The sequence below is a fragment of the Vibrio sp. HI00D65 genome, assembly GCF_001635455.1.
Taxonomy (GTDB): domain Bacteria; phylum Pseudomonadota; class Gammaproteobacteria; order Enterobacterales; family Vibrionaceae; genus Vibrio.
Genome location: NZ_LWEH01000364.1, coordinates 151,492 through 175,551 on the forward strand (window position 1 = coordinate 151,492; position 24,060 = coordinate 175,551).

Genomic DNA, 24,060 nt, shown 5'->3' on the forward strand with positions numbered 1-24,060 from the left:
CTTGATCATGCTTCATAGTATTAGTTTATCAACTGTAGAATTAATCATTTACACCATGATCATTCTTCCGGTGTGATTCAGTTTGTCCATTATTCAATGGTGCTCATTACTTTGAATGGCTAGATATCGAATCGCTTTTCTTAAATCGAAGTTTGAATTTTCATGTATTGTTATTTTTTACGTGATTCGCCTGTAATTTACAATGAAAATCACATAGACCGTAATCTATGGTTGTATTTCAATCGTTCCGGCGTTTTTTAGTCATTTTAGCATTTACATTGTAAATAAGTGATGCTGTAACATTTTAAATATAAGGTAAAATTAGGCCAGTTATGCGCTATGAAAGTAGTCAAATTTGTATTCGTTTTAGATACCTTTTCATCAAACTGTAAAAATTCAGTCTATTTTATGTGATTTTACTCATAAATGTATGTGCATGTTTTTGTTGTTTTTATCACTGATCGCTGTACAATTTATATCTAGTTAATCATTACGGAAACTGGCAATGAAAAGAGAACAAACGATTGATAAGCTCTATCAGCTAGCCGAACAAACTCAACAAGTTCAGGCTGACCGAATTGAGATTATTTTGGAGGAGCGAAGTGATGAGCATTTTCCGCCTATGTCTAAGGCTATGATGGAGACTCGTTCTGGCTTAACTCGCCGTAAATTGGATGAGGCTATCACTAAGCTTGAGGCGGAAGGCCACCAGTTTACGAAGAATAATGCTAACCATTACTCAATTTCATTGACCGAAGCTCACATGCTGATGGACGCGGCTGAAGTGCCAAAATTCCATCAACGTAAACAGCATGCGGGAAATAAGCCTTGGATTATCAACGTACAGAACCAAAAGGGTGGTACGGGTAAATCAATGACAGCGGTTCATTTAGCGGCATGTTTATCTTTGAATCTTGATAAACGTTACCGTATCTGTCTGATTGACTTGGATCCACAAGGCTCTCTGCGCTTATTCCTAAACCCACAAATTAGTGGTACTGAGCACGATAGCATTTATTCTGCTGTAGATATCATGTTGGACAACGTGCCAGAAGGCCAAGAAGTTGACCAAGAATTTCTGCGTAAAAATGTACTGTTGCCAACACAATATCCAAACCTAAAGACAATTTCAGCTTTCCCAGAAGATGCAATGTTCAACGCTGAAGCGTGGCAAAGCCTTTCTCAAGATCAGTCTTTAGATATTGTGCGTCTTTTAAAAGAGAAGCTTATCGATAAAATCGCGGATGATTTTGACGTGATTATGATTGATACCGGCCCGCACGTAGACCCACTGGTATGGAACGCGATGTACGCGTCTAACGCACTGTTGATTCCATGTGCGGCGAAGCGTTTGGACTGGGCTTCAACGGTTAACTTCTTCCAACACTTGCCAACCGTCTACGAAATGTTCCCGGACGATTGGAAAGGGCTTGAGTTTGTTCGTCTGATGCCAACCATGTTTGAAGACGACAACAAGAAACAGGTATCTGTACTGACAGAAATGAATTACCTGTTGAATGACCAAGTAATGATGGCAACGATTCCAAGAAGCCGCGCATTCGAGACTTGTGCAGATACTTACAGCACGGTTTTCGACCTTACAGTGAGTGATTTTGAAGGCGGTAAGAAGACTCTGGCTGTCGCTCAAGACGCGGTACAAAAAAGTGCTCTAGAATTAGAGCGAGTATTACATAGCAATTGGCCTTCACTTAATCAGGGATAACAAGAATGGCAATTAAAACATCTGACTTAAATGCAAAGCTATTTGGTAAGGCGAACAAACGTCGTGTTGCTACGCCTCAAGAAGCGCAAACTGCTGCTAAAGAACAGGCTCAAGTGATCGAGCTTTCTGTTGCTGGCGAAGATTTAGTTTCATTTGAATTGGTTCGAATTCCTGCTTCTGAAGTAGCAACCCGCACCGTCGTTTTTGAAGAGAATGCTCGTGAGCAATCTTTCCTAAACGAACATGCTCTTTCTGATGTTCTTACAACATTGAAAGAACGCGGCCAGCAATACCCAGCAGTAGGTCGTAAAAACAAAGACGGTAAGATTGAAGTTCTTGATGGTAGCCGTCGTCGTATGTCTTGTATTTTGGCTGACAAAGAGTTCCTAATCTATGTTGCCGAAAACATTCACGGCGAACACGCTAAGTTCTTATCTGATGTAGCCAACGCTCATAAGCCGCTTTCTCTGTACGAGAAGGGCAAAGAGATGCAAGCCAAGCTTGATAAAGGCGAAGCTGAAGACCAAAAAGCGTTAGCAAAAATGTTCCAGTGCAGTGAAGCGCTAGTGAGTGGTGCATTGAAAGCAGCGGCTTTACCACTTGAACTGCTTCAAGCTTACCCAAATGTGAGCGACCTTGGTCGTCCAACGATTGTTAAACTGTATAAACAATTCAGTGGCCTGACTGAAGAGCAGCAGAAAACATTACTCACTAAATGTGATGCGCTTGAAGGTTTTGTATGGCAGCGCAGTGAAGCACAAGGTGTGACTCGTTTAACTAAAGACGTAACGGAAACGCTAGAAGGTTGGATTCTTGAATTGGCTCCTGCACCAGCGAAAAAGGCGTCACCAAAAGTTGAGCTTATCAAAGGCCGCGCATCATACAGCCGTAAGGGTTCAAACCTAGCGTTAAACCTGAAGAAAATTGATGATGCAACGATGCAAGAAATCCTAACGTTTGTGCAATCGAAACTTGACTAAGTCGATTACTTTCCAAAACTTCTCTAAAGCCGCTTTATGCGGCTTTTTATTTAGCTGTGATAAACTGTATTTAGATGAATCTGGACACAAATTATGACAAGCCCAATCAACACATTTCTGTATACACTTTCCGATATCGCCCAACATAATGCTTACCGTTACGGCGTGGTGTTTAATGGCGATGCGACATGGCAAAACTCTGCTATCTCTGGTTACCTCAAAGAGAACAACGCACAAATCGTTTTCCAAATTGGTGGGACTCCTTTTGACGGCGTTATTCATGCACCTGTAAAGAAAGGTCAGCAACTTCTCGGTCGTGAATGCCAAGTGCTTGTTTGTGATTTTAGAGAGCAGTTTGATGCGAATGGCTTTAGTGCAGCACTTGGTGCCTTGGTCGGTGGCGGACTGTTGTTGGTGTTACCGCCTGATATTGAAAATACCGAAATTTTAGTGCTTGGCCAACGTTGGTTACATACGCATTTCGAAAAGCTAATTTCAGTGTCTCAAGACGATGAAGCTTCAGGATTGGAACGCAGCTTCGATTTACTTCCACAAATGAGTAACGCTCCAAATCATCTAGATCGATTTGAGCAGCAGAATATCGCCGTTGAGTTAGTCAAAAAAGTGGTGTCTGGTCATCGAAAGCGTCCTTTGATTTTAACGGCTGACAGAGGCCGTGGTAAGAGTTCGACGTTAGGTATTGCAGCAGCACAGCTTTTGGCAGAACGTCCTGGGTTCAACATTGTTGTGACAGCTCCATCTGTTAAAGCCACCGAGCCTGTTTTTTCACATGCGAAGCAACGACTCAATGGTTGTGAAGTCGTGAATGCCACTCATGTTTGCTATCAAGGCGGTAGCCTTAGATTTGTTGCGCCAGATGAACTACTAAAATCAAAGTCCGAGTGCGATTTATTATTGGTTGATGAAGCGGCTGCGATTCCTATCCCAATGTTGAAATCTATGGTCGACAATTATCACCGTATGGTTTTTTCAACCACTGTGCATGGCTACGAAGGCAGTGGTCGAGGCTTTGGAATAAAGTTCGAGGCTTGGCTTACTAAACACCGACCTGGCTGGAAAGGCTATAAGTTGGAACAACCTATTCGTTGGAATAATCATGATCCGCTTGAAGCTTGGTTGTTTGATTGTTTCTTACTTGGTGCCGCCTCATCAAATAACGCCGCAGAGCGCGATGTTGAGCTGCTTTTTAGCGAGAAACTCAGCTCACTAAGTTTGGTCGAGTTATCCAAGCAAGATTGTTTAGCTAACCCAAGCATGCTTCAACAATGCTTTTCGTTATTGGTCGATGCTCATTATCAAACATCCCCAAATGACTTGATGCAATTTCTCAACAACCCAGCGATTCAGTTGTACGCGGCTTGGCATCAAGAAGAGTGTTTGAGTTGTATGTTGGTTTCGCAAGAGGGTGGGTTAGACAGTGAATTGATTTCTCAGATTCAAATTGGAAAACGCAGACCTCAAGGTCATCTGGCTCCGGTATTGTTAGCAAATCAACTTGGTGCAGTACAAGCGGCAACGAGCATCTGTATCAGAGTCATGCGTATTGCGGTGTCGACATGTCACCAAGGTTTTGGTATCGGTAGTTGGATGTTGGACAAGTTGTCACAGCGCATTGAACAAGCCGACTACTTAGCGACGAGCTTTGGAGCGACAAGTGATTTGATTGCATTCTGGAGGAATAATGATTTTGCTCCAGTACATATTGGTCACCAGCGTGATCAGGCAAGTGGATGTCACTCTGTGCTAATGGTTAAACCTCTTAAAGCAAATTCAGATAGTTGGGTCAGCCAACTTCTGAATCATTTTGAGCGTAGTTTTTGTTTTGTTGTTTCCGGCTCTCTGGCATCTCTTGAAGTTGATATGGTGCGAGCATTGCTTCCAACTTATTCTGAATCGATCTGCGAACTCGAAGTTCAACTTATCAAGAGCTATGTTGATGGAGGGAATAGTTACGATAGCATTGGCTACAGTGTGTTGAAGTTGGTGCTTATTAGTAATGCACGTCAAGCCCAGAAAACAGTTGTTGATACTACGAATGTCGTTCATTCTTTCGTTTCTGATTTGTTGATTGCCAAAGTTGTTCAACAGAAAGGGTGGGGGAGCTGTGTTGAACAGTTTAACTTTATTGGGCGTAAGCAAGCCGAGGCTCAATTCCGAAAAGATGTAGAAGCCTTATTGGTAAATTTACAGTGTAAATAGCGGCAGTCAGTTTTAAATGTGATTTACAGTGTAAATTAGAAGGTTGAATTTACACTGTAAACTGTTCCTTAACACTAAGCCTTCAGCCTCATTTCGATTCCACTATCTCAATTTCCTATTTTACTCAGATAACCCACCACATCACAGGACATTGAAACTTCAAATTAAACCGTGTGAGAATTGTCGCTTTGTCTTTGTAAAGGTGAGACAAATCATAAAATGAGTACGTCTTATTTATGAGTCATCTTTGCAGTCACGAAAGTAAGTGATGTGACGCTGATTATTATAATGTGACGATTCTAAGCACAGATTGATTTATATAGACTGAATAACAGCTGAGTCATTAGGGATACTCAATTCGAATGTGGGATAACATCGTTACATTGTCGGAAGATAAACAACAAGTGATGGCATGTCTGCCGTTAGGTGTTGTGGTTGATGCAAGCTTTGATAACAAGACACTGCCACCAGCCTTGGAAGCAATAGACGCATCAAGCTATTTTCTTTTTGAAGAAGAAGTGCTGCGTTTTGTCTCTATTGCTAAAGAAGGCAAAGGAGAAGCTTACGAAGGTATTCTGATTGCTGAGGTTCGCGACGCCAGTGTAGAGGTGCAACTATCCGATGACGAGATGTTAGCGAGTCTTGTTGTCACTGGTCCATACAACGGAAACCCTCTGCGCGGTAGTGACATCATCCATTGTCTAGCTCAAGCTCATATCACTAAAGGGATTAATAAATTAGCCCTTAGAAAAGTATTAATGATGAGTAGTAAGCTTAGGCCGGGAGAAACGTTTACTCAGCCTGTCGCTAAAGGCACTCAGCCAATCAGGGGTAAAGACGCCAAGTTTGCGGCGCTCGTGGAAGACATTACGCGCCAAGTTCTAAAGCCCCGCGGTAAAAACGAAGACAAGATTGATATGCGGGATTTGGGAGAAACCATCACCGTTGGACTGAATGACCAATTGATGAAGCGTACTCCCGCGACTAAAGGTGTTGCTGGATTTACGGTTCAAGGCCGAGTCATCCCACCAATCCCTGGACAAGACAGCTTAATCAAGCCTGGTAAAGGTACGTACATTTCTCCTGATGACCCTAATCTATTGCTCGCTTCCCACCCTGGCTTACCCATCATTAAAGATCGAACCATCGAAGTGGATGACGCACTGTGTGTTAGCAATGTCGATGTCTCTACTGGACACGTAAAGTTTAAAGGTAATGTGCTTGTCTCTGGCAACATTGAACCAGGCATGGTTGTGAAAGCCACTGGGAGTATTACCGTCGGCGGCTTTATTGAATCTGCTGAAGTTCAGGCGCAAGGCGATATCAAAGTCGCGAAAGGAATCATCGGACATACGACGAAAGAGGGAGAACCGAAAAGTTGTAAGGTATTTAGCAAAGGTTCTATCACGGCAAGCTATGCTCAAAATGCCGAGTTACAAACGGCGAGCGATATGCGCCTTGGCGTACACAGCATGAGTAATGAAATCCGCTGTGGTAACAACCTTATTGTGATGGACTCACTCAAGAAGCACGGCACACTCAGTGGCGGTGAAGCGAAAGTGGGTGGCAAGGTGGAGTGCGTTTTCTTAGGCGTTGAAGGAGATACTGCAACTAAAGTTCATGGTTTTGCACGCTATGATGGTTATCGACAGAAGATTGCTGAGCTCAAGGAAATTTATAGACACACGCAAGAACAGACTATGGACGTAATTCGACAAGAGCTTGAATTTAAGAAATTACCTAAAGCAGAGCGAAGTGAAGAACAAGCGTTACAAATAGAGCAGCAGCGCGAGAAGAACAATCACGCCATAGAAAGCACTAAACAAAAGCTTGATACTCTGGAAGCTGAATTTGAAACGAACCTTGCGGAGTGTACGGTCGAAGCACATGAAAAAGTTTATACTCGAGTCACCGTGCAGTTTGGTGATGAAACCGTGACAACTAAGCGTACCCATGGGGGAAGCGTGTTTTCCTTCAACCAATACGAGATTCAATGTTCCTTTAAGATGGAACAAGAAGACATTTCATTATAAAAGGTGCCAGTGTGCGGCACCCATATCAAAATATCCTCATCAACACCTTCCTTTAATCAGAAGACCACACCGAGCGAATGTCTGGCCATCCCCAGTTGGTGAGTGCGACATCTTCTAAGACACCTTGAAATCGTAATGTTTGAGTGTGATGAAACATTGGGGCAACCCAGTACTCACTGACCAACGTTGAAGCTATCGGCTCTAACGCCGTTAGGTAATCTTCAAGCGGGGTGCTCGCTCTGAGGTTTTCCAATTGTTGATCAAGCCAACTTGCATTTGCTTCCCCTAAAGTGTGGTACAGCACGTTGTTGCAATAGAAATTAGAAAACGCTGAAGCATGACGGTTATCGTCTAAATTGATATTGGTTAAGATCAGTGTTTCATCGAGCGTGCCGTTGTTCGCTTTCTCACTCAACTCTCGATAGGAATACATCACAATTTCAACTACACAATTGTGTTCGGCAAGTACTGAAGAAATAGCCCGAGCGCATCGACGCAGAGCTGTGTAGTTGTATCCAGCAATGGTAATGGTTTTTGGTAGCGTGCTGAATTCACCAAACGGGCGTAAAACGGGGTTCCAAACCGGCAATAAGTTGTTAGCTACGACACTGCCGTAATGAACCTTCTTTTTCTGGAACACGTCGAGTAGTCGCTGCGGTTGAATCAATTCCGTGATGTAACAGCGTTGGGCACGTGTTAACGGATGCTTTGCATGATGGTTGAATAACGCGAACAAGCAGCCGTCTTCAGTGCGACTGTGTTGACTCGCGTGAATAGCATTGGGTGCTTGTATTGAAACTTCAATACCGCTTGTTGTTTCAGATACTTGGATTGGTGTATTACTGGATAGTGATAGGTTCTCCATTTTCTCGTCGTTGACGCTCCAAATCGTAACTAAGTCGACCAACACACGACACGAATAGTAGCCATCGAATGCTTGCAGTTTAAGCTTATTTTTGTCGTGTTCGACCACTGTAAATGGGCCACTGCCAATCACAGCATTGTTGTTTGCAACATTAACTTGGTTTGCTGGCTGAATACCGTATTTGACACCAGAGACAAGCCCTGCGAATCCTTGATCTGGTTTGCTTAATTTAAATACCACTTTCAATGGATGTGGGGCGCTGATGTCTCTGACGTGTGCGAGCTCTTTTTGATAATAGGGAAGGGCACTGAGTTTAGCAAAGAGGCTCACAATGGTATCTGCGTCAATTGGTTCGTCGTTGTGGAACTTAAGTCCAGGGCGAAGATGGAATGTCCATTGATAGCTCGCTTCGTCATAGTGCCAATGGTGAGCGAGCTCTGGTTTGATAACACCATTGTCATGGCTGGATACTAAGCAGCAATACACCTGACGCAAGAAGAAGCGCTCGCTACGGCGGTGTAATTGGTGTGGCACAATACGCTCGAACATGCGCTTGTATGTGAGTTGAATACTGACACGGCCTTCTTGAACTGAAGCCCCAGAGGTGGTTTTCAGTAGGCGGCCAAACGTTGCTTCGTCCTCATCAAGAATAGCCAAAGCTTTCTCATACTTGCCTTGTTGGATTCGCTCTAGAGCAAGGCTCTCCTTGAGTACGCCTAGTTCAATGTTTAGCAGAAGCGACGAACGTTGGTTTCGACCGGCTTTCGGTTGCCAAGTTAACCACGCTAGCTCTTGCATTTGTGATAACAGGTTGCGGGCATGTCGAGGAGAAGTACAAAGTAAATCAGCCACTTCTTGTACTGTGGTTTTTATTTCGCTTCCGACACCAATGGGTGCGATTCGCTGATAATACCTAAGCAGGTTGAGATTAGACACCAAGAGCCCTTTGTTAATGGATAGCCTAGTATTTTACTCAACTTAACTTCGAGAAAATAAGAAAATGTTCAGTTACTTTGTTCCCCTTTTGTCACGGTTTAAGGGGATAAAAAAGGGGAGCATTCGCTCCCCCTTTGGTGATTGTGTTGATGACAGGCTTTTAGCTAACAGCTCTTACACGACCTTGTTTAAGATCGGACAGAACCTTCGCTTTCGGACCATCAGCAATTATGCTGCCTTTCTCCATGACGATGACTCGGTCTACAACATCTAACATCGAGGTTTTATGAGTGATAAGGATCAGCGTTTCGCTTGGTAACAGTTGGCTAAGCTGGTGCTTGATGTGCATTTCTGAACGGTTATCCATTGCACTGGTTGGCTCATCCATTAGTAGCACCGGAGGACGGCCTAAGAAAGCCCTAGCAATCGCAATCGACTGACGTTGACCACCAGAAAGCAAACCACCGCCTTCACCCACTTGACGTTCTAGGCCAGCAGGATCTTGCTGAGTAAACGCTGTCACACCGGCGCGGTTCGCTGCATCCATCACATCACGATCGTCCACCAAAGGGCGGCCTAGAGTAATGTTATCTCTGACTGAACCATAGAATAGGTTACTGTCTTGCGGTACACAGCCTATATTGCGTCGTACGTCGACATGGTGAAGTTGTTCCATATCTGTATCATCAATGCGCACATGACCTTCTGTGGGCTTGTACAGGCCCATAATCAGGCGTTCTAGGGTTGTTTTACCTGAACCAATACGACCGATGATCGCTACCTTCTCGCCGGGAGCGATGGTCAGGCTGAGATCTCGCACTGAAGCGACGGGGGAATAAGGATAGTGGAACGTCACTTTATCTAGCGCAATATGACCTTGAATGATTGGTCGGTGAATGTAACGCTTACCTTCCTCTTGCTCGTCAGGCATCGACATGACTTGTTCAATCAGCGTCATTGAAGATTTGGCTTGGTTGTAACGTGTAGAAAGTAGCGACAGTTGAACTAAAGGGCTAATCGCACGGCCGCTCAACATGGTTGCAGCGATCAAACCACCCATCGTCAGTTCTCCTTCCGCAATTAGATACACACCAAAAATGATCATCCCGACATTGGTACTTTGCTGAACAAAGCCTGCGGTGTTTTGGATGCTGTCAGTAATGCGGCGGCTTTTAATATTCCAGTTCGCCATGTGAGCAACGGCTTCTTCCCAACGGAATTGGAACTGGCTCTGTGCGCTGAACAGCTTAACGGTTTCTAGGCCCGCCAAGCTTTCAATCAAGTTCGCGTACTTCTGAGAGGCTAGGCGTGAACCTTCTTCAATAGTGCGACGCAATGGACCTTGAATCAGCAGTGCGTAGATGATCAGAATCATCACACCTGCGACTGGAACAAACACCAAGTTGCCCGCCATTAACCAAATTAAGGCTAGGAACATGAGAGCGAAAGGCAAGTCGATCAGAGAGCCGATCGTCGCAGAGGTAAAGAATTCTCGAATTGACTCAAACTCTTGCAAGTTCTTCGCGAAGGCACCAACTGAAGCTGGTTTTGCTTCCATACGAATACCAAGTACCTTGCTAAACAATTTGGAGGAAATCAGGATATCGGATTTTTTTCCCGCAACGTCGATGAAGTAGCTACGCATCAACTTTAAGAGCAGATCGAACAGGAAGACGACGAAAATGCCGCTCGCTAATACCCACAAGGTTTCAAATGCAAGGTTAGGTACTACTTTGTCGTATACCAAACGCGTAAACATCGGCGCAGCAATCGCAAAAATGTTGATAAGGATCGACGCTATTAATACATCGCGATAGATGTTTTTCGATTCCCAAATGGTGCTCCAAAACCAGTGACCTTTGCGTGTTTTCAGAACCTCTGGTGAACGCTCGTCATAGCGGAACTGCTTTTTAACTAAGAAGTAGCGGCCAATGAACTGCTCTTTAAGTTCGGCAACAGGAATGATGATTGGCACCATTCCACTCTCAGCTGTGATTATTTCAGCTTCTTGTTTTTCAAGGTCGATGCTGATGAGCACACACGCTTCGCCCTGCTTTAGCAATAATACCGCCGGCAAAATTAGGTGTGGGATGTTATCTAAGTCGGAACGGTTTTCTTTTGCCACTAGCCCCGCACGTTCTGCCGAACGTGGGAACAGGAAAGGGGTTAGCTTTCCGTCTGATAGTGGCAACCCATTGACCAACGCCTCAGGCGAGTTCGCTAATCCGTAATATCGGCTAACGTAGATCAATGAGTTCAATAGTGGATCTTGCATGCGATATAACCCTTACAACTATTTATCAACAATGAAACCTTGGAACACTTCTACGTAGTTATCAGACAAGATATCTAACTGAGTCTGAGTTTCTATTCGAGATGCGATGGTGGTGACACCAAGGTTATGAGCCGTTCGTGAAATCGACGTGAGCGTGAATTTCTGCTTCTCATCGTCCAAGTTATGCGTGAACAGGTAATCCAGCTTCACGTAGCTAGGACGGTACTCGTTGATGTAGTCCAGTGATTGGAAGTTACGTCCGTAGTTATCGACACCAAACATCGCTTCAGCATTACGAATGGTGTTACACAATAGTGCCGTGTAGTGCGGAACGTTGATGAAACAGTTTTCTGGGATCTCAAAGTGCAGCAGGTGAGCAACTGAAGCGTTTTGCTCAAGTGTTTTGCCAATCCAACGGATAAAGCTTGGTTGAGAAATACTGCTTGGTGAGATATTGATTGCAATTGGACTTGTCACCTCTTTTGCTGTTAGCTTATTTATCATTTTCTCGATAACGTATTGGTCGAGAATATGGCTCATTTCAAGCTGTTCTAGTGCGTATAGGTATTGGTTAGCACCGTAACGAATGCCATCTTTCTCAATCGCTGAGAACACCTCTTGGTGATAGGTTTTGCCAAACGCATTATTTGCAGCTTGCAGGCGGAATGTGACTAGGTCATTGATGATCGCCTCTTCAACCAACATGCGCCATTGTTGTTTACCCATTACTGCGCCATGGTCATCAGCAGTGACGTAGCCGTAAGCGAGTTCACGATTCGCTTTAGCACTAGAGAGCGCGTTATCGACCAATGACATGATTTCGGTGCTGGTTTTACGTTTGTTGCTATGCGTTACACCCAATGCAATGTGTGGATTTGCCATGCCTGTTGGATCTGAACCTAGGCTTTGAATACAGTTGACGATGCTGCCAGCGACCAGTTTAAGCTCGCTTTCATCAATGTTCGGCATAATGAAACCAAACTCGTCACTAGAAATACGCGCAATGATGGTGTCTGGTGATGAGATAGAAGCTTGCAGTTTTTCTGCCAATTGATGTACTAACGCGTCACCTTCTTGGTAACCATTCTCGTCGTATTCTTCACTGATAAATTCCGCTTTCAGTACTGCAAGACCACCTAAGCTCGATTCTTCTAGCCACTGATTTAATTGCGACATGTAGTAAGCGCGATTACCCAGCTGAGAAACCGGATCAATGTACGCTCTTTCACGTAGCTTCTGAGCTTCTTTTGCTTGGTTTTTAAAGGCTTGTTCAACTTGAGTCGACATGTGATTAATGCCATCAACCACTAAGATCAGATCTTTTGTTTTAGGGCGTTTTAATGGCTCACCGAATTGGTTCTTAGCGATCTGGTCCATTTTGGTAATGATCATCGATAGTGGGCGTAGTGCCCGCTTAAGGATCCATGAAATCGAGATCAAGCCGAGTAAGAAGATCACACCAAAGATGCTTAATAAGCGAGTGAAGGCTTGCCATAATTGATCATAGGCAGGGCCTGGATGGCTGACGATCTCTACCTCTGCAAGCTGCATCCAGCCACTGGTAATCACTCGGCGATCATGAACGGGTTCAAATAGGTTGAGATTGGTAAACCAATGGGGCACACCTGATGGTTTTACAGGGTATGAACGTATGATGTCTTCACCGCTGTCGAGAAAAATCAATCGTACGACCGAGTAAGAACTGCCATCAAACAGGGCGTTGATAACAGACTCTACCGATACCTTGTCTTTTTCTTCAAGGTAAGGGGCAAGAGCCAGTCCAACAGTATTAATGGTATTACTTACCTCAGAGCGTTGCTGCTCCTCTAAGTATCCACGGGTAGTATTGAATTCGATCATAAAGACTGACGTCATCAGTAATATGAACACCGCAACCATCCCGACCACAAGCTGTTTATATAAAGTCATTGTACCTACTCATCGTAATTGATAATGGGTTTGTTTAATTTTAGAGAGCGCTCACGGGAACGTAAGTCGTTCCATAAGTTCAATCTTGAAGATTTCCCTGCTAGCTTGCCGCTGCCTGCTGATGACTTGATTAACCAAAGGCTTTTACCGTTGAAACTGTAAATTGGTCGTAGGTCAGGGCGCTTAGAGCCGCGCTTTATCTCAGGGTTTAAGTTGTCCAAAATTAGTGGCTCTGCACTCGGTGTGGAGTAGTAAGCCAACACCATATGGAATTGGTTTAGCTCCAGTGCCTTTACGTACACTAATCGCAATTTCTTATCTGGAACGCCTAGCTCAAGCAGAGAGAAGTATTTCGCAATGGTGAAGTCTTCACAGTCACCTGCGTTACTGCCTAAAAACTCCAGTGGTGTTGCCCAGTAGTCTTTCTTTCCCCACAGGATGCTGTCGTCGACAAAGTACATCTGATTGAAGAACCGGTTAACTGACGTGAGCTTCTCTTTTTCGCTTAAACCATCGTATGACGTCATATTTGAGCGCCAAGTTGCCACGCGCTTTCCGGCTCTCTCACCGTAGGTTTGCGTGACAGCATCGATCCATCTTTGGTCGTTCTTATTGAGAGCGACAGAAGTAAAAGAGGTGAGGACGAGCAATAACAGCGATATTCGAGACTTCATAGTATCAACTCTTGTTGGTTTACTATGTATTGAAAGGCGTTGTTAACCATCAAACGTCCTTATTCCTTTAGTGCGTTGTTTTGTGCACTGAGGATAGGTTTCAACATGTACTCGAGTACGGTTCTTTTACCTGTGATGATATCGACCGAGGCTGTCATACCTGGAATGATTGGCAGCTCTTCGTTTTGTCCAAAATTATGTTTTTCGGTTCGTACACGCACGATATAAAAGCTGTTGCCTTCTTCATCTTGTGTCGTATCGGCGCTGATGTGCTCTAACACGCCTTCTAAGCCACCATATTTAGTGAAATCATAAGCACTAAACTTAACAATGGCGGTCAGTTCTGGACGTAGGAATGCGATGTCTTGCGGGGCAATTTTTGCTTCAACGAGCAGGGAGTCTTCGGTCGGTACAATCTCAACGATGTCCATACCTGGCTGGATTACGCCACCTACGGTATTGATGCCTAACGTTTTAACGGTGCCGGTTACTGGAGAAACCACGACAGTACGGTTTACTCTGTCTTCTAAGCCAACCGCAGATTCGGTTAGTGCAGAGAGTTTATCTTGTGCTTGGTTGAGTTTTTCTTGTTGTTCAGAGCGGAAGTTAAGCGCCGCGTCGATACGGCTGAGCATGGCTTCTTTGATCGCTGAGCGTAGCAGAGGGATTTTAAGCTCGCTTGAGGTCATTTCTCGGCGAGTATCGTTGACTTGTCGTTGCAGCTTAAGTAATTCAATTCTTGGTACCACGCCTTCGTCGGCAAGCGGCTTCGTGATGTCCAATTCCTGGCGAGCGAATTGGTAGCTCTGTTTTAGGTTTCGCACACGCGCTTTTATTTCAACAAGATCTTGTTGTTTCTGTTCAACTTGTTGATCAAAAACGGAAAGTTGATTCTTTAGATTGTTTAAATCTTGGCGGTATTCTGCTTTTTGACGACTAACCAGCTCAGGTTGAACCTCGTAAAACTTAGGTGGGAAAGCGAGTTTTCCATAATCAAGAGTGACACTTTTCTTCCACTTTTTTTCGTCAAAGTCTTCGTTGATCACTACGCTGGTTAAAGATGCGGAAAGCATCAATACGTTGGCGGTCAAGTTGGCAACTTGCTGTTCACGTTCACGGAAGTCAGAACGGAATCGAGTGTCATCGATCAATAGCAGTTGTTGGCCTTTTTGAACCTTTTGACCTTCTTTAACTAAGATCTCTTTGACTAGACCACCTTCAAGGTTTTGCACAACTTGGATCTGAGAAGAGGGGATCACTTTGCCTTGGCCAACGGTGACTTTGTCGATCTCTGCCCAAGCGGCCCACCCAATAGCAGCAATAAAGAACAGAACGATCATCCACAACATGATACGCGCACTGGTCGGCGTGTTGAGCAGTAATGCCGCGGTTTTATCGTCGACGTACTCAAGTTCAGTTTCATTCAATTTGCTGAAATTCTTGTGGCTCATAACAGTCCTTGTTTGCTGAATAAAAGTGCAAGCCTATTGAGTGTATTATTACTTTTGATAAATGTTAAGAAAATGTTCTTTTAAATATTTGAATTTATATATTTTTTTACTCTTATCTGTTTTTGAAATCTGTTTTGTTGAGTTGGTGCTTTCTTAGCTTGTCATAGAGGGTTTTCCTCGACACTTGCAGCTCTTGTTGTACGTCTTTTAGGCACCCTTGATGGCGATGCAGTGCTTCTATCAAGAGAATTTGCTCAAAGCTGTCGGTACGTTGGCTTAACGATAATTGCTGTTCTTCAATGTTGACGTCTAGCGAACCGTCATCCGATGGTTTTGGATCGTCTGCTTGATCTGACTCTTGATTGTCGAGTGCTGGTTGCTTCACCTGAGTTAGCACGCGCAACTCGGCATGTTGACGAAGCTGGCGAATATTTTCGCCCCAGTGAGTGGCTATCAAGCGTCGAATCTCTTTCTCTGTGATCACTGGTGGTGGCAACTGGTAACGACTTGCTGCACCTCTAGCAAAGTGTTTGAACAAAGAGCCAATATCCTCTGTTCGTTGCGCCAAAGGCAATAAGTCAAATCGGCGCAGCTCACTTGTAATTGTAGTAGGAACCACTGTAGTTGCGACAACGATACAAGTTGCATTTTTCTTACATGAGTTTTCTCGAAGCAGAGTCGGTTTTAAAGCCGCCAACCACTGCCATTGATCTGAAGTTAATGTTTCTGTTTCATGGATGTAGAGTGTTCCGCCTTGATGTTTGTGAAAGAGCTGTAAGACAAACTGGTGAAATGCCGCTTCGTCATTGCGTGGTAAACTAAACGCAGCAATCGGACAAAGTTCAGCGGTGGGATGGCTGTGTAAATCATGAGTGTACTGCGCGGTGATTCGTTTGCCTGTGCCTATGTCGCCAACAAACAGTAACAGCGGGTTCTGTTTGCAATCTAAGGTGATCAATTCGCGGCGCAATGTCTGCATTGATTGAGATTGACCAATCAGTTTCGGGCCCACTTGATTTTGCATAGCAAGCTCTTTTCTGAGTAGATTGTTCTCTTCAACCAAAGCGAGTTTATCGGCTGCTTTTTTGACTGCCGTTAATAGCGAATCAACAACAAACGGTTTCTCAAGAAAATCATAAGCTCCGGACTTCATCGCAGAAACGGCGGTTTGCACGTCACCGTGACCAGTGAGAACAATGATTTGAAAGTTCGGATTTTGACTCAACAGCTTCTGTGTAAATTGAATGCCATTCATCACTGGCATGTGAATATCGGTGATCACAATGCCTGCTTGCGTGATGTTAATCTGCGTGAGAGCCTCGATGGCATTCGGAAAGCAGACTATATCGATACCTTCAATGAGCATGGCTTGTTCTACCGAGTCACGAATCGCGGGTTCATCATCGACAAAGTAGAGTTTAGGCATAGAGTGCAAGTGTTGAGTCCTTAATGTTGAGAAAGCTTTTAATAACAGGCTGTTAGCCTTTATCTTGGTAAAGTGGAATATTCAGAGAGAATACCATGCCTGAAGGCTCGAGTTGGATTGCGCTGATCGTGCCGTGATAGGCTTCAATGATTCGCTTCGATATCGAAAGTCCGAGCCCTAACCCCTCATGCTTAGTGGTAAAAAATGGGTCGAACAACTGTTCCAGTTTGTCGCTGGTGATACCAATTCCGTTATCCCAAATGATCAGTTGGCAGGCATCATTATTAAGCTGCCACTCTACGCCAATTTGTGGAATGGTCGGTTGACCCCCTTCTTGAATTTCTAAGTCGTTTTGAAGTGCGGCTTGTTGAGAAAGCGCTTGTGTCGCATTGTGCATCAGGTTAACCAACACTTGCTCAAGCTCGGTTGGGTGAATCGCGATATTAATGTCACCTGGTACAGTACTTAACCTAAGGGTGATGCCTTGTTGGATCATCAGTGCGCTGAGAATGCTGGTGGCATTGTTGATCACTTGATTCAGATTCGCCACATGATGCTCTTGCTTGGTCACCTTGCGCGTAAATACTTTAAGGCGCGCAATGATCTCGGTAATCGAAGTGTTTAGCGCGATCATTTTATCCAGATTGCTTTTTACTAAGTCTGAACGTCCCATCTCAAGCAGCTTGACGCTGTTTTCGCTGTAGGTTCTGAGTGCAGCAAGTGGTTGATTAATCTCGTGGTTAATACTGGCTGACAGCTCACCCAGCACGGCTAACTTAGCGGTTTGCGTTAGTTCTTGCTCTGTCTGTTTTAACTTCAATTGAGACTCTTGATATTGAAAGAGTGTTTGTTGAAGTTGTTGATTGGATTGCTTCAGATACTGAGTTCGCTTATCTACGGTTTGCTCAAGGTTCTGATTGAGTTCAGTCAGTGCCACTTTCGCGAGGTAGGTTTGGCGCCACGACCAGGCAATCAGCATGACCAAGCTGTAAATCACAATGAAGATAACGTCGATCTGCAGCACCTTGAGTAGTACGGAGCTTGTGTCCTTGATAGCAACAACTTGGTACTGGTTGTCACTGGTAGTGGCTGGGTACAGGTTAAAAGTTCCAAGTTTAAATAACTTGTTTGCAGTAAGCACTTTGCTTGCATCGGTTGTTTGGTTCGAAGAGTTAAACGCATCAATGATCGAAATTTTGTTTTGGCCGTATTGGCGTTGCGCTGCGATATCCTGTTGCTGTTGATCTGTTAATGGTAGTAATGAGTGATAAAGCCAAGGCGTTTGACTAGAGAGAAACACCACTTGGTTGGAATCAAGCACCACAATCTCAAAGTCGTCGCTAGTTAGAATGTTTTCTAGGTTTTCTAAGCTTACTTTCACCGTGATGACGCCCACGATGTGATCGTCGATATAGAGTGGTGAAGATAAGAAATAGCCTCGCACATCAGAGCGAGCGCCGAGTGCGACATATTGGGTTTTATGGCCTTTTATTGCGGACGCAAAGTAGGGGCGAAACGCGAAGTTTTCGCCAACGAAGGTTCGAGGTTTTCGATAGTTACTTGAGGCAACCACTGTGCCGCTCGGATCGTGGATGTAGATGGTATCGGCTTGGCTTTGCCCCAACCATTCGAATAACAATGTGTTGAGTTCAGCTGTGGAGATTTTGTCGGTCTTTGGTGATTTATCAAAGTAGGACAGCAGGCGCGGATCGTGGCTGAGCAGGTCGGGAATTTGTTTGAACTTTTCTAATTCAGAATCGATCTGTAGGTTGGCTTTGTTCGCTGCTTCGTTGAGTTGTTGTGTGACAACTTGTTCTTGGTATTGACCTGCCAAAAAGTGAGTTGCGGTTAGCCCTGCCGCTCCCAATATCAATGAGAAAAATACAAAAGGCGTGATCAGGTTAGACAGTTTTTTAGACACGAGAAACTCAATTTACAATCAATTTACATATAGACTATCAATGTGACGGTTGGCGTACCGAGATCTCGTTAACACAGAGCACCTCCAATGAGACAAAATTAAGGCTTAGACTTGTGTTTCAAAGGATTACGGCGCAGAATCACAAAAAATTAAAAGGAGTAACCAAATGGAACTGACAGACATTCGTCGTGAGTACGCTCAGGGTGGATTGAGACGTAAAGACTTAGCCGCAGACCCAATTGACCAATTTAACCTTTGGTTAGAGCAAGCGATTGAAGCTAAGTTGACGGATCCGACGGCAATGACAGTGGCGACGGTTGATGAAAATGGACAGCCATTCCAACGCATTGTTTTGCTGAAGAATGTTGATAAAGATGGTTTCGTTTTCTACACCAACTTAGGTAGCCGTAAAGCGCAGCAACTTGAGCACAACAGCAAGATCAGTTTGCATTTCCCTTGGCATCCTTTAGAGCGACAAGTTCATATTACTGGTACGGCTGAAAAGCTGACGGCGATGGAAAACATGAAGTACTTCTCGTCTCGTCCAAAAGAGAGCCAATTGGCAGCTATCGCAAGTAAGCAAAGCAGCCGCATCTCTGCTCGTGGCATCTTAGAGGGCAAATATTTAGAGCTTAAACAGAAGTTTGCGAAAGGCGAAATCCCGGTTCCTTCTTTCTGGGGTGGTTTCCGAGTGCGAGTTGATAGCATTGAATTTTGGCAAGGTGGTGAGCACCGCCTGCATGATCGCTTCTTGTTCTCACGCCAAGACAACAGCTGGGACATTGATCGCCTAGCGCCATAGTTTGAGCCTGCTGGATTAAGCAGTAAAGACAGTAAAATTAGGAAGATACCGTTGATCTTGTGTTCATTCACATCAACGGTATTTTTTTGTCTATATTTTCATCTCTATGGGCGCTGTGAGTCGTTAATCAGTCGCTGTGTAGAACCACAGAGATCTGTTTCTTGAGCAAAGTTTCAGGAATCACAGAGCCTAACCCTGAATCCAATGCATACTCGATTAACTGGCTCTTACTGCGTGCATCGAACTTTTGCTTCAGCCTTGCGACATGTCCCTCAACCGTCTTGATTGAGATGTTTAACGTCAATGCAATGTATTGAGGTTTCTTACCGAACAGCAGCAAAAATAGGACTTCTGATTCACGTGAGGTCAGCTTCTTTTTCAGTTTGGACACACGCGGTGTTGAGCCTGCGATCGATGCCTGATTGTCTTTGGCGCAAGTTGCCTGACATACCCAGTGACCCACTTCTAAAATTGCCGTATCAGTGAGTTCCTGACCATAGAAGATGGTGCCTTGTACGATGTTGTTGTCATCAAGCCAAGGCGTTTTGGTGAAGATATGGGCGTGCCAGCGTCCGTCAGGGTAGGGGTGAATATCAAGGATTTTAAGCGTCGAGCGCGTTTCCATTACATACTTGTCTTGAGCCCTAAAGTCTTGCGCGCACTCGATGGTTTGGCTCGGCATATCAAAATCTGTCAATCCAGTACAACTTTCGCCCGGCTTTAAACCGATCAATTGGTTATAAGATAGGTTTGCGTATACGAAAACAGAGTCAGTATCTTTACAGCCCCAGCAGCCTGGAAGTTGTTCGAACAAAGAACGATGTATGGGGTTTAGTGATTCTGGCAAGGTTTTATCTCGTGGATTGCGATGTTGCAATGATATCAGTTTACTATGGAACTGCAATGGCAATTACAGGTTGTAGTACGTGTAGAAAAGACGGGGTGAGTTTTCGTTAATCAGAGTGTTGAATAACTGCATGATTCACGGGCAATAGATAGGCTAACCGAGTGATCGATAGGCAAAAAAAGCCAGCCTGAAGAAGGGCTGGCCAAAGACAAGATATGCCTTGTCGACATGTAGAAGATTTTCAGCTTAGTTTACGAGGGTCAGGTAAATTAAGCTGAGGCATCAGTTAGATACCCAGAGTGACTTACTACTCTATCGACAAATTTACTCCTAGACGTGCTCATGTATAAGGGGGGAATTCCCCTATAAACACAATTGAATGCGATAAATGAGAGCCTAGAGTAAATATTTTAAACAATGGTGCGAGTTATCGAGAGCTTATAGCTCTCGTAACACTCTAAAGCCGAGGTAGTTGGCTGCTGTTGAAGGCGGAACGTACAGCTCGTTAAATGCTTTGGCTTCTTCAGGAGAGAAGCTCCACGCGCCACCTTTGGCTAGGCCTTTCTGAATGATTGTCCACTCCCATACATTGCCTACCATGTCGTAGAAACCTGTTGGTGTTGGCATGAATGATTTTACCGGAGAGGTACTCACGTTTGACCACGGTGTGCCTGCCCATCCCGTATTCGCTTTACCTGAACGGAATTCATTACCCCACCAGAAGTTGGTTTCTTGGCCTGCTCTTGCTGCCGCTTCCCACTCTTGTGGTGTTGGCAAGCGATAGGTAAAGCCGGTGTTCTTGGATAACCAACGAGTGTAGGCAATCGCATCATTTTGACTGACACAAACTACTGGTGAATTGTCTGCTTGCGTGAAGCCTGGTTTTTGCCAATCACTGTCGGCAACAGAGGTAATTTCAGCATTAGCGAAGGTATCGCATGTATTCATTAGCTCTGCATCTGTTTGGTAGCCAGTGCTCTCTACAAATGCTCTAAAGTCTTGTACACGTGTTGGGGTAGCGGCTAAGGCAAACGGCTGTTTTATCGTCACTTGCTTGGCGCTGTTTTCACCCAGTAGGTAAAGACCAGAGCCGACAACAATCATTTCAGGGCTTTGAGTGCTATCTTTCATCGGGTCCGCAAACTTGGTGCCCACGTTTAACGTATTTTGCTTGGCTTGTAACACTGCTCTTAGGTTGTGATCGCGAGTTATTTTTAGCTCTTGGTGGAAAGAGAGGTAACCTTCTTTCTCGATCGTCACCATGTGCGGGCCGGTTGGCAGCATGACTTCAACAGGGGTGCTGCCGTAGTTAACGCCGTTAATTAGTACTTTGTCGTTGTACTGATTTGAGCGAACTACCAAGTTAACCCAAGCGACTTCTTTTTGTTGGTCGTTGGCTTGTTGATCAGTTTGTGTGAAACAGTTGGATGACTGAATACCAAGCAGGCGACAAGGTGTGTTTTTGTTTGGGCGAGTTTCTAGGTTTGCAGAGATGACTGCGCGGTAGCGGTTATCTTCCGAGAAGCCTGAAGAGGTCACTTTGTGTTGCAGAACGTGGATGTTCAGTGATGTAGACGATAAGTGCTTTTTAACGGTTTTCGACTCTGTGGTGTTATCAATCAGGCTGTGTTGGAACTGTTTCACCGACTTCTGAAGCGCTAGTGTCACTGTTTGATCAGAACATTGGGCTAATGTCATGTCGTTGCTGCAGCGATTGGTAAAGCTGACTGTCTGCTCTTGTGTTTGGGTGATCTCGCTTCTGAGTCGTTCAGCTCTTGCTCTCAGCTTGTCTTGCTCTAGCTGTGCGATGGCTGTTTCTGTCGCTGTTTTCTCGGCTTGGATAGCTTCAAGCTCCATAGCCAAGCTTTGCTGCTTCTGCTTAGAGTCAGAAATCGCAAGTTTGCCTTCTTTCACGCTTTTCCATGCGTCTTGGAAGTGATTTTGAGCAGTCGAGATATCGAAGTCTGGCTCATCAATCATGCGCGTGTAATCTTGCTCTAGGCTTGCTTTGGCCGATGCGAGCTTTTGTTCTGCTTCCACAGATCGTTTAGCGAGACGTGCCGTTTGCTGCGCTTGGTTATCGACTTGGTTTTGTTTGTCTGCGGCTTTCTTTTCGATAGTCGTTAACTCGGCGTGCTTTTCGAAAAGTAAGCCTTCAAGATCGGTAACAGACGCGGCCGTGATTGCTGGTGGTGTTGCTTCAGCGAAAACAGCAGGTGTCATTAAGCAGGGAGCAAGTGCGAATAATAGAGTGGGTAAACCTTGGCGCATGATGGGCAACTTCAATCGTAATTTAGGTTAATCGACTATTCTAAAGAACAACGCCATTTCGTCTCAGCTACTGTTTATAAAAAAATCAACAGTTTATAACTATCAACAAAATGGCGAGTGTTCATTCAGCTTTGTGAAATCGGTATGGTGATCTTCTACTGAGGGAATTAGCTTTCTTTGCTAGGAAGAAGCTTAACCCAGATAGTATCGCTGCCATTGATGGTGACTGTGCGGTTGTATGACTCGTAACCTTGCTTAGAGATGGTTATTTGATGACGACCGCTTGGTAGCGCAACCTCAAGAGGTGTGCTGCCATACTTAATGCCATTGATGGTCACAGAGTCGTTGTATTGGTCAGAACGCACAGTTACGTTTGCCCATTTCTTGTCGCTCTTTTTAACTGCAACTGCATCGCTGCCAGTTAAACAGTAGCGTGTCGACACGTTCAATAGGTTACATGCTGCAACTGCCTCAGGTTTTGCTTGCAGCTGAGCTTGCATCTGCATGAAGTAAGAGTTGTTGCCAGAGAAACCGCTCTTTATTGGCTGGCTGTCTTGAACGTGGATGTTCAGCTGAACACCTTGCAAGTTTTGCTTCGCCAAAGTGCTTTCTGTGAGCTGCTCAAGTAATTGGGTCTTGAACGTTTGCACCGCTTTTTGGTTCGTTAGGTATTTACCTTGCGCAGTACACTCACCAAGCGTCATTGTTGATGCACATGTCGTGGTGTAGCTGGTTTCCAAAACCCCACTTTCACGCAGCTCTGTAGCAATACGTTTTACGCGAGCTTCAACTTTAGACTCTCGTAGATTCGCTAACTCATTATTTAGGCGAGCTTGCTTCTGTTTGATCTGAGAAAGGTGAATTTCACCTTCATTCATCGCTTGTTGATTGTCTAACTGAGCCGATTGATTTTCTTTAACTGCAGCCCATGCATCTTGGTAGCTTTTTTGAAAAGAGACCAGATCCGTTTCTGGATCTTCAAGTAAACGACTGTACTGCCTGTCTAGTACAGACTTGGCTCTGTTACGTTTTTCCTTAAGTTCTTCACCTTCACGCAACAACTTATTGTTTTTATTTTGTAGTTGTTTTAGGTTCTCAGTCGCCGATACTTTGGTTGCTGAAATACGCTCAATATCTGAGTTTTTCTCTGTGATTTTTGCATCGATGGCTGAAACGGGATCGACCTGATTAAGTTCTTCAGCTGATACCGATGCAGATACCCAAAGTGGGGATAGCGCAAGTAAAAGCGCTGAAATTCGAAAGTTAGTCATAGGTCCCTGCAACTTATAGATTGTAATTGGCTCATTGATAATGTGTCTGCTTTCTAGTTGTGAGTCACTAGTTATTAGCAGTCAACACATTATCCGTCTTTATACCGTTTTATTGTATTTCAATCTACTCAAATGCCGCGTTTCGGTACTTTGGATACACTTTTTATAAGTTTTATGCGAATTGTTTGAGCTATGTAAGCAAATTTTTCAGCGATGTTCTGGTGATTAAATTCTCATTTATGAGTCATCTTGAGTGAGTTGAATAATGAGGTTGGGATTTGTAAAAAAGCACCGGAAATATTGATTTTACATAGCCCGTAGTTTGTATACTCTTGATCATCTTTCCGGAGGCATGATCATGATGATCGCGATAATGATCTTTTCGTTCTCGCGCGCAAATGACTCTCAGGAATATTTACAAATTCATCTTATGGGC

15 protein-coding genes are annotated in these 24,060 nt (G+C 44.4%); 5 read left to right on the plus strand and 10 right to left on the minus strand.

The features are described 5' to 3' along the window. Window positions 1-505 precede the first annotated feature (505 nt). The 4 genes from A3712_RS20610 to A3712_RS20625 all read left to right on the plus strand — a co-directional run bounded on the left by A3712_RS20610 (window position 506) and on the right by A3712_RS20625 (window position 6,956). Entirely contained in the window at window positions 506-1,723 is a 1,218-nt protein-coding gene (locus tag A3712_RS20610) for a ParA family protein (protein ID WP_004736920.1), read from the plus strand. A gap of 5 nt (window positions 1,724-1,728) precedes the next feature. After that, window positions 1,729-2,703 carry a ParB/RepB/Spo0J family partition protein gene (locus tag A3712_RS20615; protein ID WP_063524861.1) on the plus strand — a complete coding sequence of 325 codons (975 nt, stop codon included), beginning with the start codon at window positions 1,729-1,731 and terminating at the stop codon, window positions 2,701-2,703. A gap of 93 nt (window positions 2,704-2,796) precedes the next feature. Further along, entirely contained in the window at window positions 2,797-4,923 is a 2,127-nt protein-coding gene (locus tag A3712_RS20620) for a GNAT family N-acetyltransferase (protein ID WP_063524862.1), read from the plus strand. 362 nt (window positions 4,924-5,285) lie between these two features. Next, window positions 5,286-6,956: a DUF342 domain-containing protein gene (locus A3712_RS20625; protein ID WP_063524863.1), complete on the plus strand. Its 1,671-nt coding sequence runs from the start codon at window positions 5,286-5,288 to the stop codon at window positions 6,954-6,956. 52 nt (window positions 6,957-7,008) lie between these two features. Here the strand turns inward: A3712_RS20625 and A3712_RS20630 are convergent, their stop codons facing one another. The 7 genes from A3712_RS20630 to A3712_RS20660 form a co-directional block, all read right to left on the minus strand. Further along, window positions 7,009-8,757 carry an SgrR family transcriptional regulator gene (locus A3712_RS20630; protein ID WP_063524864.1) on the minus strand — a complete coding sequence of 583 codons (1,749 nt, stop codon included), beginning with the start codon at window positions 8,755-8,757 and terminating at the stop codon, window positions 7,009-7,011. Between the two features lie 160 nt (window positions 8,758-8,917). Further along, window positions 8,918-11,032 (minus strand): type I secretion system permease/ATPase, encoded by a 2,115-nt coding sequence (locus A3712_RS20635; protein WP_063524865.1) that lies wholly within the window; start codon window positions 11,030-11,032, stop codon window positions 8,918-8,920. 18 nt (window positions 11,033-11,050) lie between these two features. Next, window positions 11,051-12,961: a bifunctional diguanylate cyclase/phosphodiesterase gene (locus A3712_RS20640; RefSeq protein ID WP_063524866.1), complete on the minus strand. Its 1,911-nt coding sequence runs from the start codon at window positions 12,959-12,961 to the stop codon at window positions 11,051-11,053. Between the two features lie 5 nt (window positions 12,962-12,966). Then, window positions 12,967-13,635: a transglutaminase-like cysteine peptidase gene (locus A3712_RS20645; protein WP_063524867.1), complete on the minus strand. Its 669-nt coding sequence runs from the start codon at window positions 13,633-13,635 to the stop codon at window positions 12,967-12,969. 59 nt (window positions 13,636-13,694) lie between these two features. Next, the gene (locus A3712_RS20650; RefSeq protein ID WP_063524868.1) at window positions 13,695-15,086 is read right to left on the minus strand and encodes an HlyD family type I secretion periplasmic adaptor subunit; all 1,392 of its coding nucleotides are present in this window, start codon (window positions 15,084-15,086) and stop codon (window positions 13,695-13,697) included. Window positions 15,087-15,198: 112 nt separating this feature from the next. Next, window positions 15,199-16,512, minus strand: a complete 1,314-nt coding sequence (locus A3712_RS20655) for a sigma-54-dependent transcriptional regulator (RefSeq protein WP_063524869.1) — start codon at window positions 16,510-16,512, stop codon at window positions 15,199-15,201. Window positions 16,513-16,564: 52 nt separating this feature from the next. Beyond that, complete coding sequence (locus tag A3712_RS20660; RefSeq protein WP_063524870.1) at window positions 16,565-18,433, minus strand: ATP-binding protein; 1,869 nt, start codon at window positions 18,431-18,433, stop codon at window positions 16,565-16,567. A gap of 166 nt (window positions 18,434-18,599) precedes the next feature. Between A3712_RS20660 and pdxH the strand changes: the two genes are divergently transcribed. Continuing rightward, window positions 18,600-19,235: a pyridoxamine 5'-phosphate oxidase gene (gene pdxH, locus A3712_RS20665; RefSeq protein ID WP_004736905.1), complete on the plus strand. Its 636-nt coding sequence runs from the start codon at window positions 18,600-18,602 to the stop codon at window positions 19,233-19,235. A gap of 127 nt (window positions 19,236-19,362) precedes the next feature. Here pdxH and A3712_RS20670 read toward each other — a convergent pair whose 3' ends face one another. The 3 genes from A3712_RS20670 to A3712_RS20680 all read right to left on the minus strand — a co-directional run bounded on the left by A3712_RS20670 (window position 19,363) and on the right by A3712_RS20680 (window position 23,624). After that, window positions 19,363-20,112 (minus strand): PAS domain-containing protein, encoded by a 750-nt coding sequence (locus A3712_RS20670; RefSeq protein WP_443083607.1) that lies wholly within the window; start codon window positions 20,110-20,112, stop codon window positions 19,363-19,365. 408 nt (window positions 20,113-20,520) lie between these two features. Further along, window positions 20,521-22,353 carry a formylglycine-generating enzyme family protein gene (locus A3712_RS20675; RefSeq protein ID WP_063524872.1) on the minus strand — a complete coding sequence of 611 codons (1,833 nt, stop codon included), beginning with the start codon at window positions 22,351-22,353 and terminating at the stop codon, window positions 20,521-20,523. A 167-nt stretch (window positions 22,354-22,520) separates the two neighbouring features. Next, a complete protein-coding gene (locus A3712_RS20680; RefSeq protein ID WP_063524873.1) occupies window positions 22,521-23,624 on the minus strand; it encodes a PEGA domain-containing protein in 1,104 nt (367 codons plus the stop codon). Window positions 23,625-24,060: the final 436 nt, after the last annotated feature.

What these genes read in the sequence shown, in the direction of transcription:
- A3712_RS20655 (WP_063524869.1), bottom strand. Translation starts at nt 16,512, where the DNA reads ATGCCTAAACTCTACTTTGTCGATGATGAACCCGCGATTCGTGACTCG.
- pdxH (WP_004736905.1), top strand. Translation starts at nt 18,600, where the DNA reads ATGGAACTGACAGACATTCGTCGTGAGTACGCTCAGGGTGGATTGAGA.
- A3712_RS20640 (WP_063524866.1), bottom strand. Translation starts at nt 12,961, where the DNA reads ATGACTTTATATAAACAGCTTGTGGTCGGGATGGTTGCGGTGTTCATA.
- A3712_RS20610 (WP_004736920.1), top strand. Translation starts at nt 506, where the DNA reads ATGAAAAGAGAACAAACGATTGATAAGCTCTATCAGCTAGCCGAACAA.
- A3712_RS20680 (WP_063524873.1), bottom strand. Translation starts at nt 23,624, where the DNA reads ATGACTAACTTTCGAATTTCAGCGCTTTTACTTGCGCTATCCCCACTT.
- A3712_RS20675 (WP_063524872.1), bottom strand. Translation starts at nt 22,353, where the DNA reads ATGCGCCAAGGTTTACCCACTCTATTATTCGCACTTGCTCCCTGCTTA.
- A3712_RS20645 (WP_063524867.1), bottom strand. Translation starts at nt 13,635, where the DNA reads ATGAAGTCTCGAATATCGCTGTTATTGCTCGTCCTCACCTCTTTTACT.
- A3712_RS20650 (WP_063524868.1), bottom strand. Translation starts at nt 15,086, where the DNA reads ATGAGCCACAAGAATTTCAGCAAATTGAATGAAACTGAACTTGAGTAC.
- A3712_RS20625 (WP_063524863.1), top strand. Translation starts at nt 5,286, where the DNA reads ATGTGGGATAACATCGTTACATTGTCGGAAGATAAACAACAAGTGATG.
- A3712_RS20635 (WP_063524865.1), bottom strand. Translation starts at nt 11,032, where the DNA reads ATGCAAGATCCACTATTGAACTCATTGATCTACGTTAGCCGATATTAC.
- A3712_RS20620 (WP_063524862.1), top strand. Translation starts at nt 2,797, where the DNA reads ATGACAAGCCCAATCAACACATTTCTGTATACACTTTCCGATATCGCC.
- A3712_RS20615 (WP_063524861.1), top strand. Translation starts at nt 1,729, where the DNA reads ATGGCAATTAAAACATCTGACTTAAATGCAAAGCTATTTGGTAAGGCG.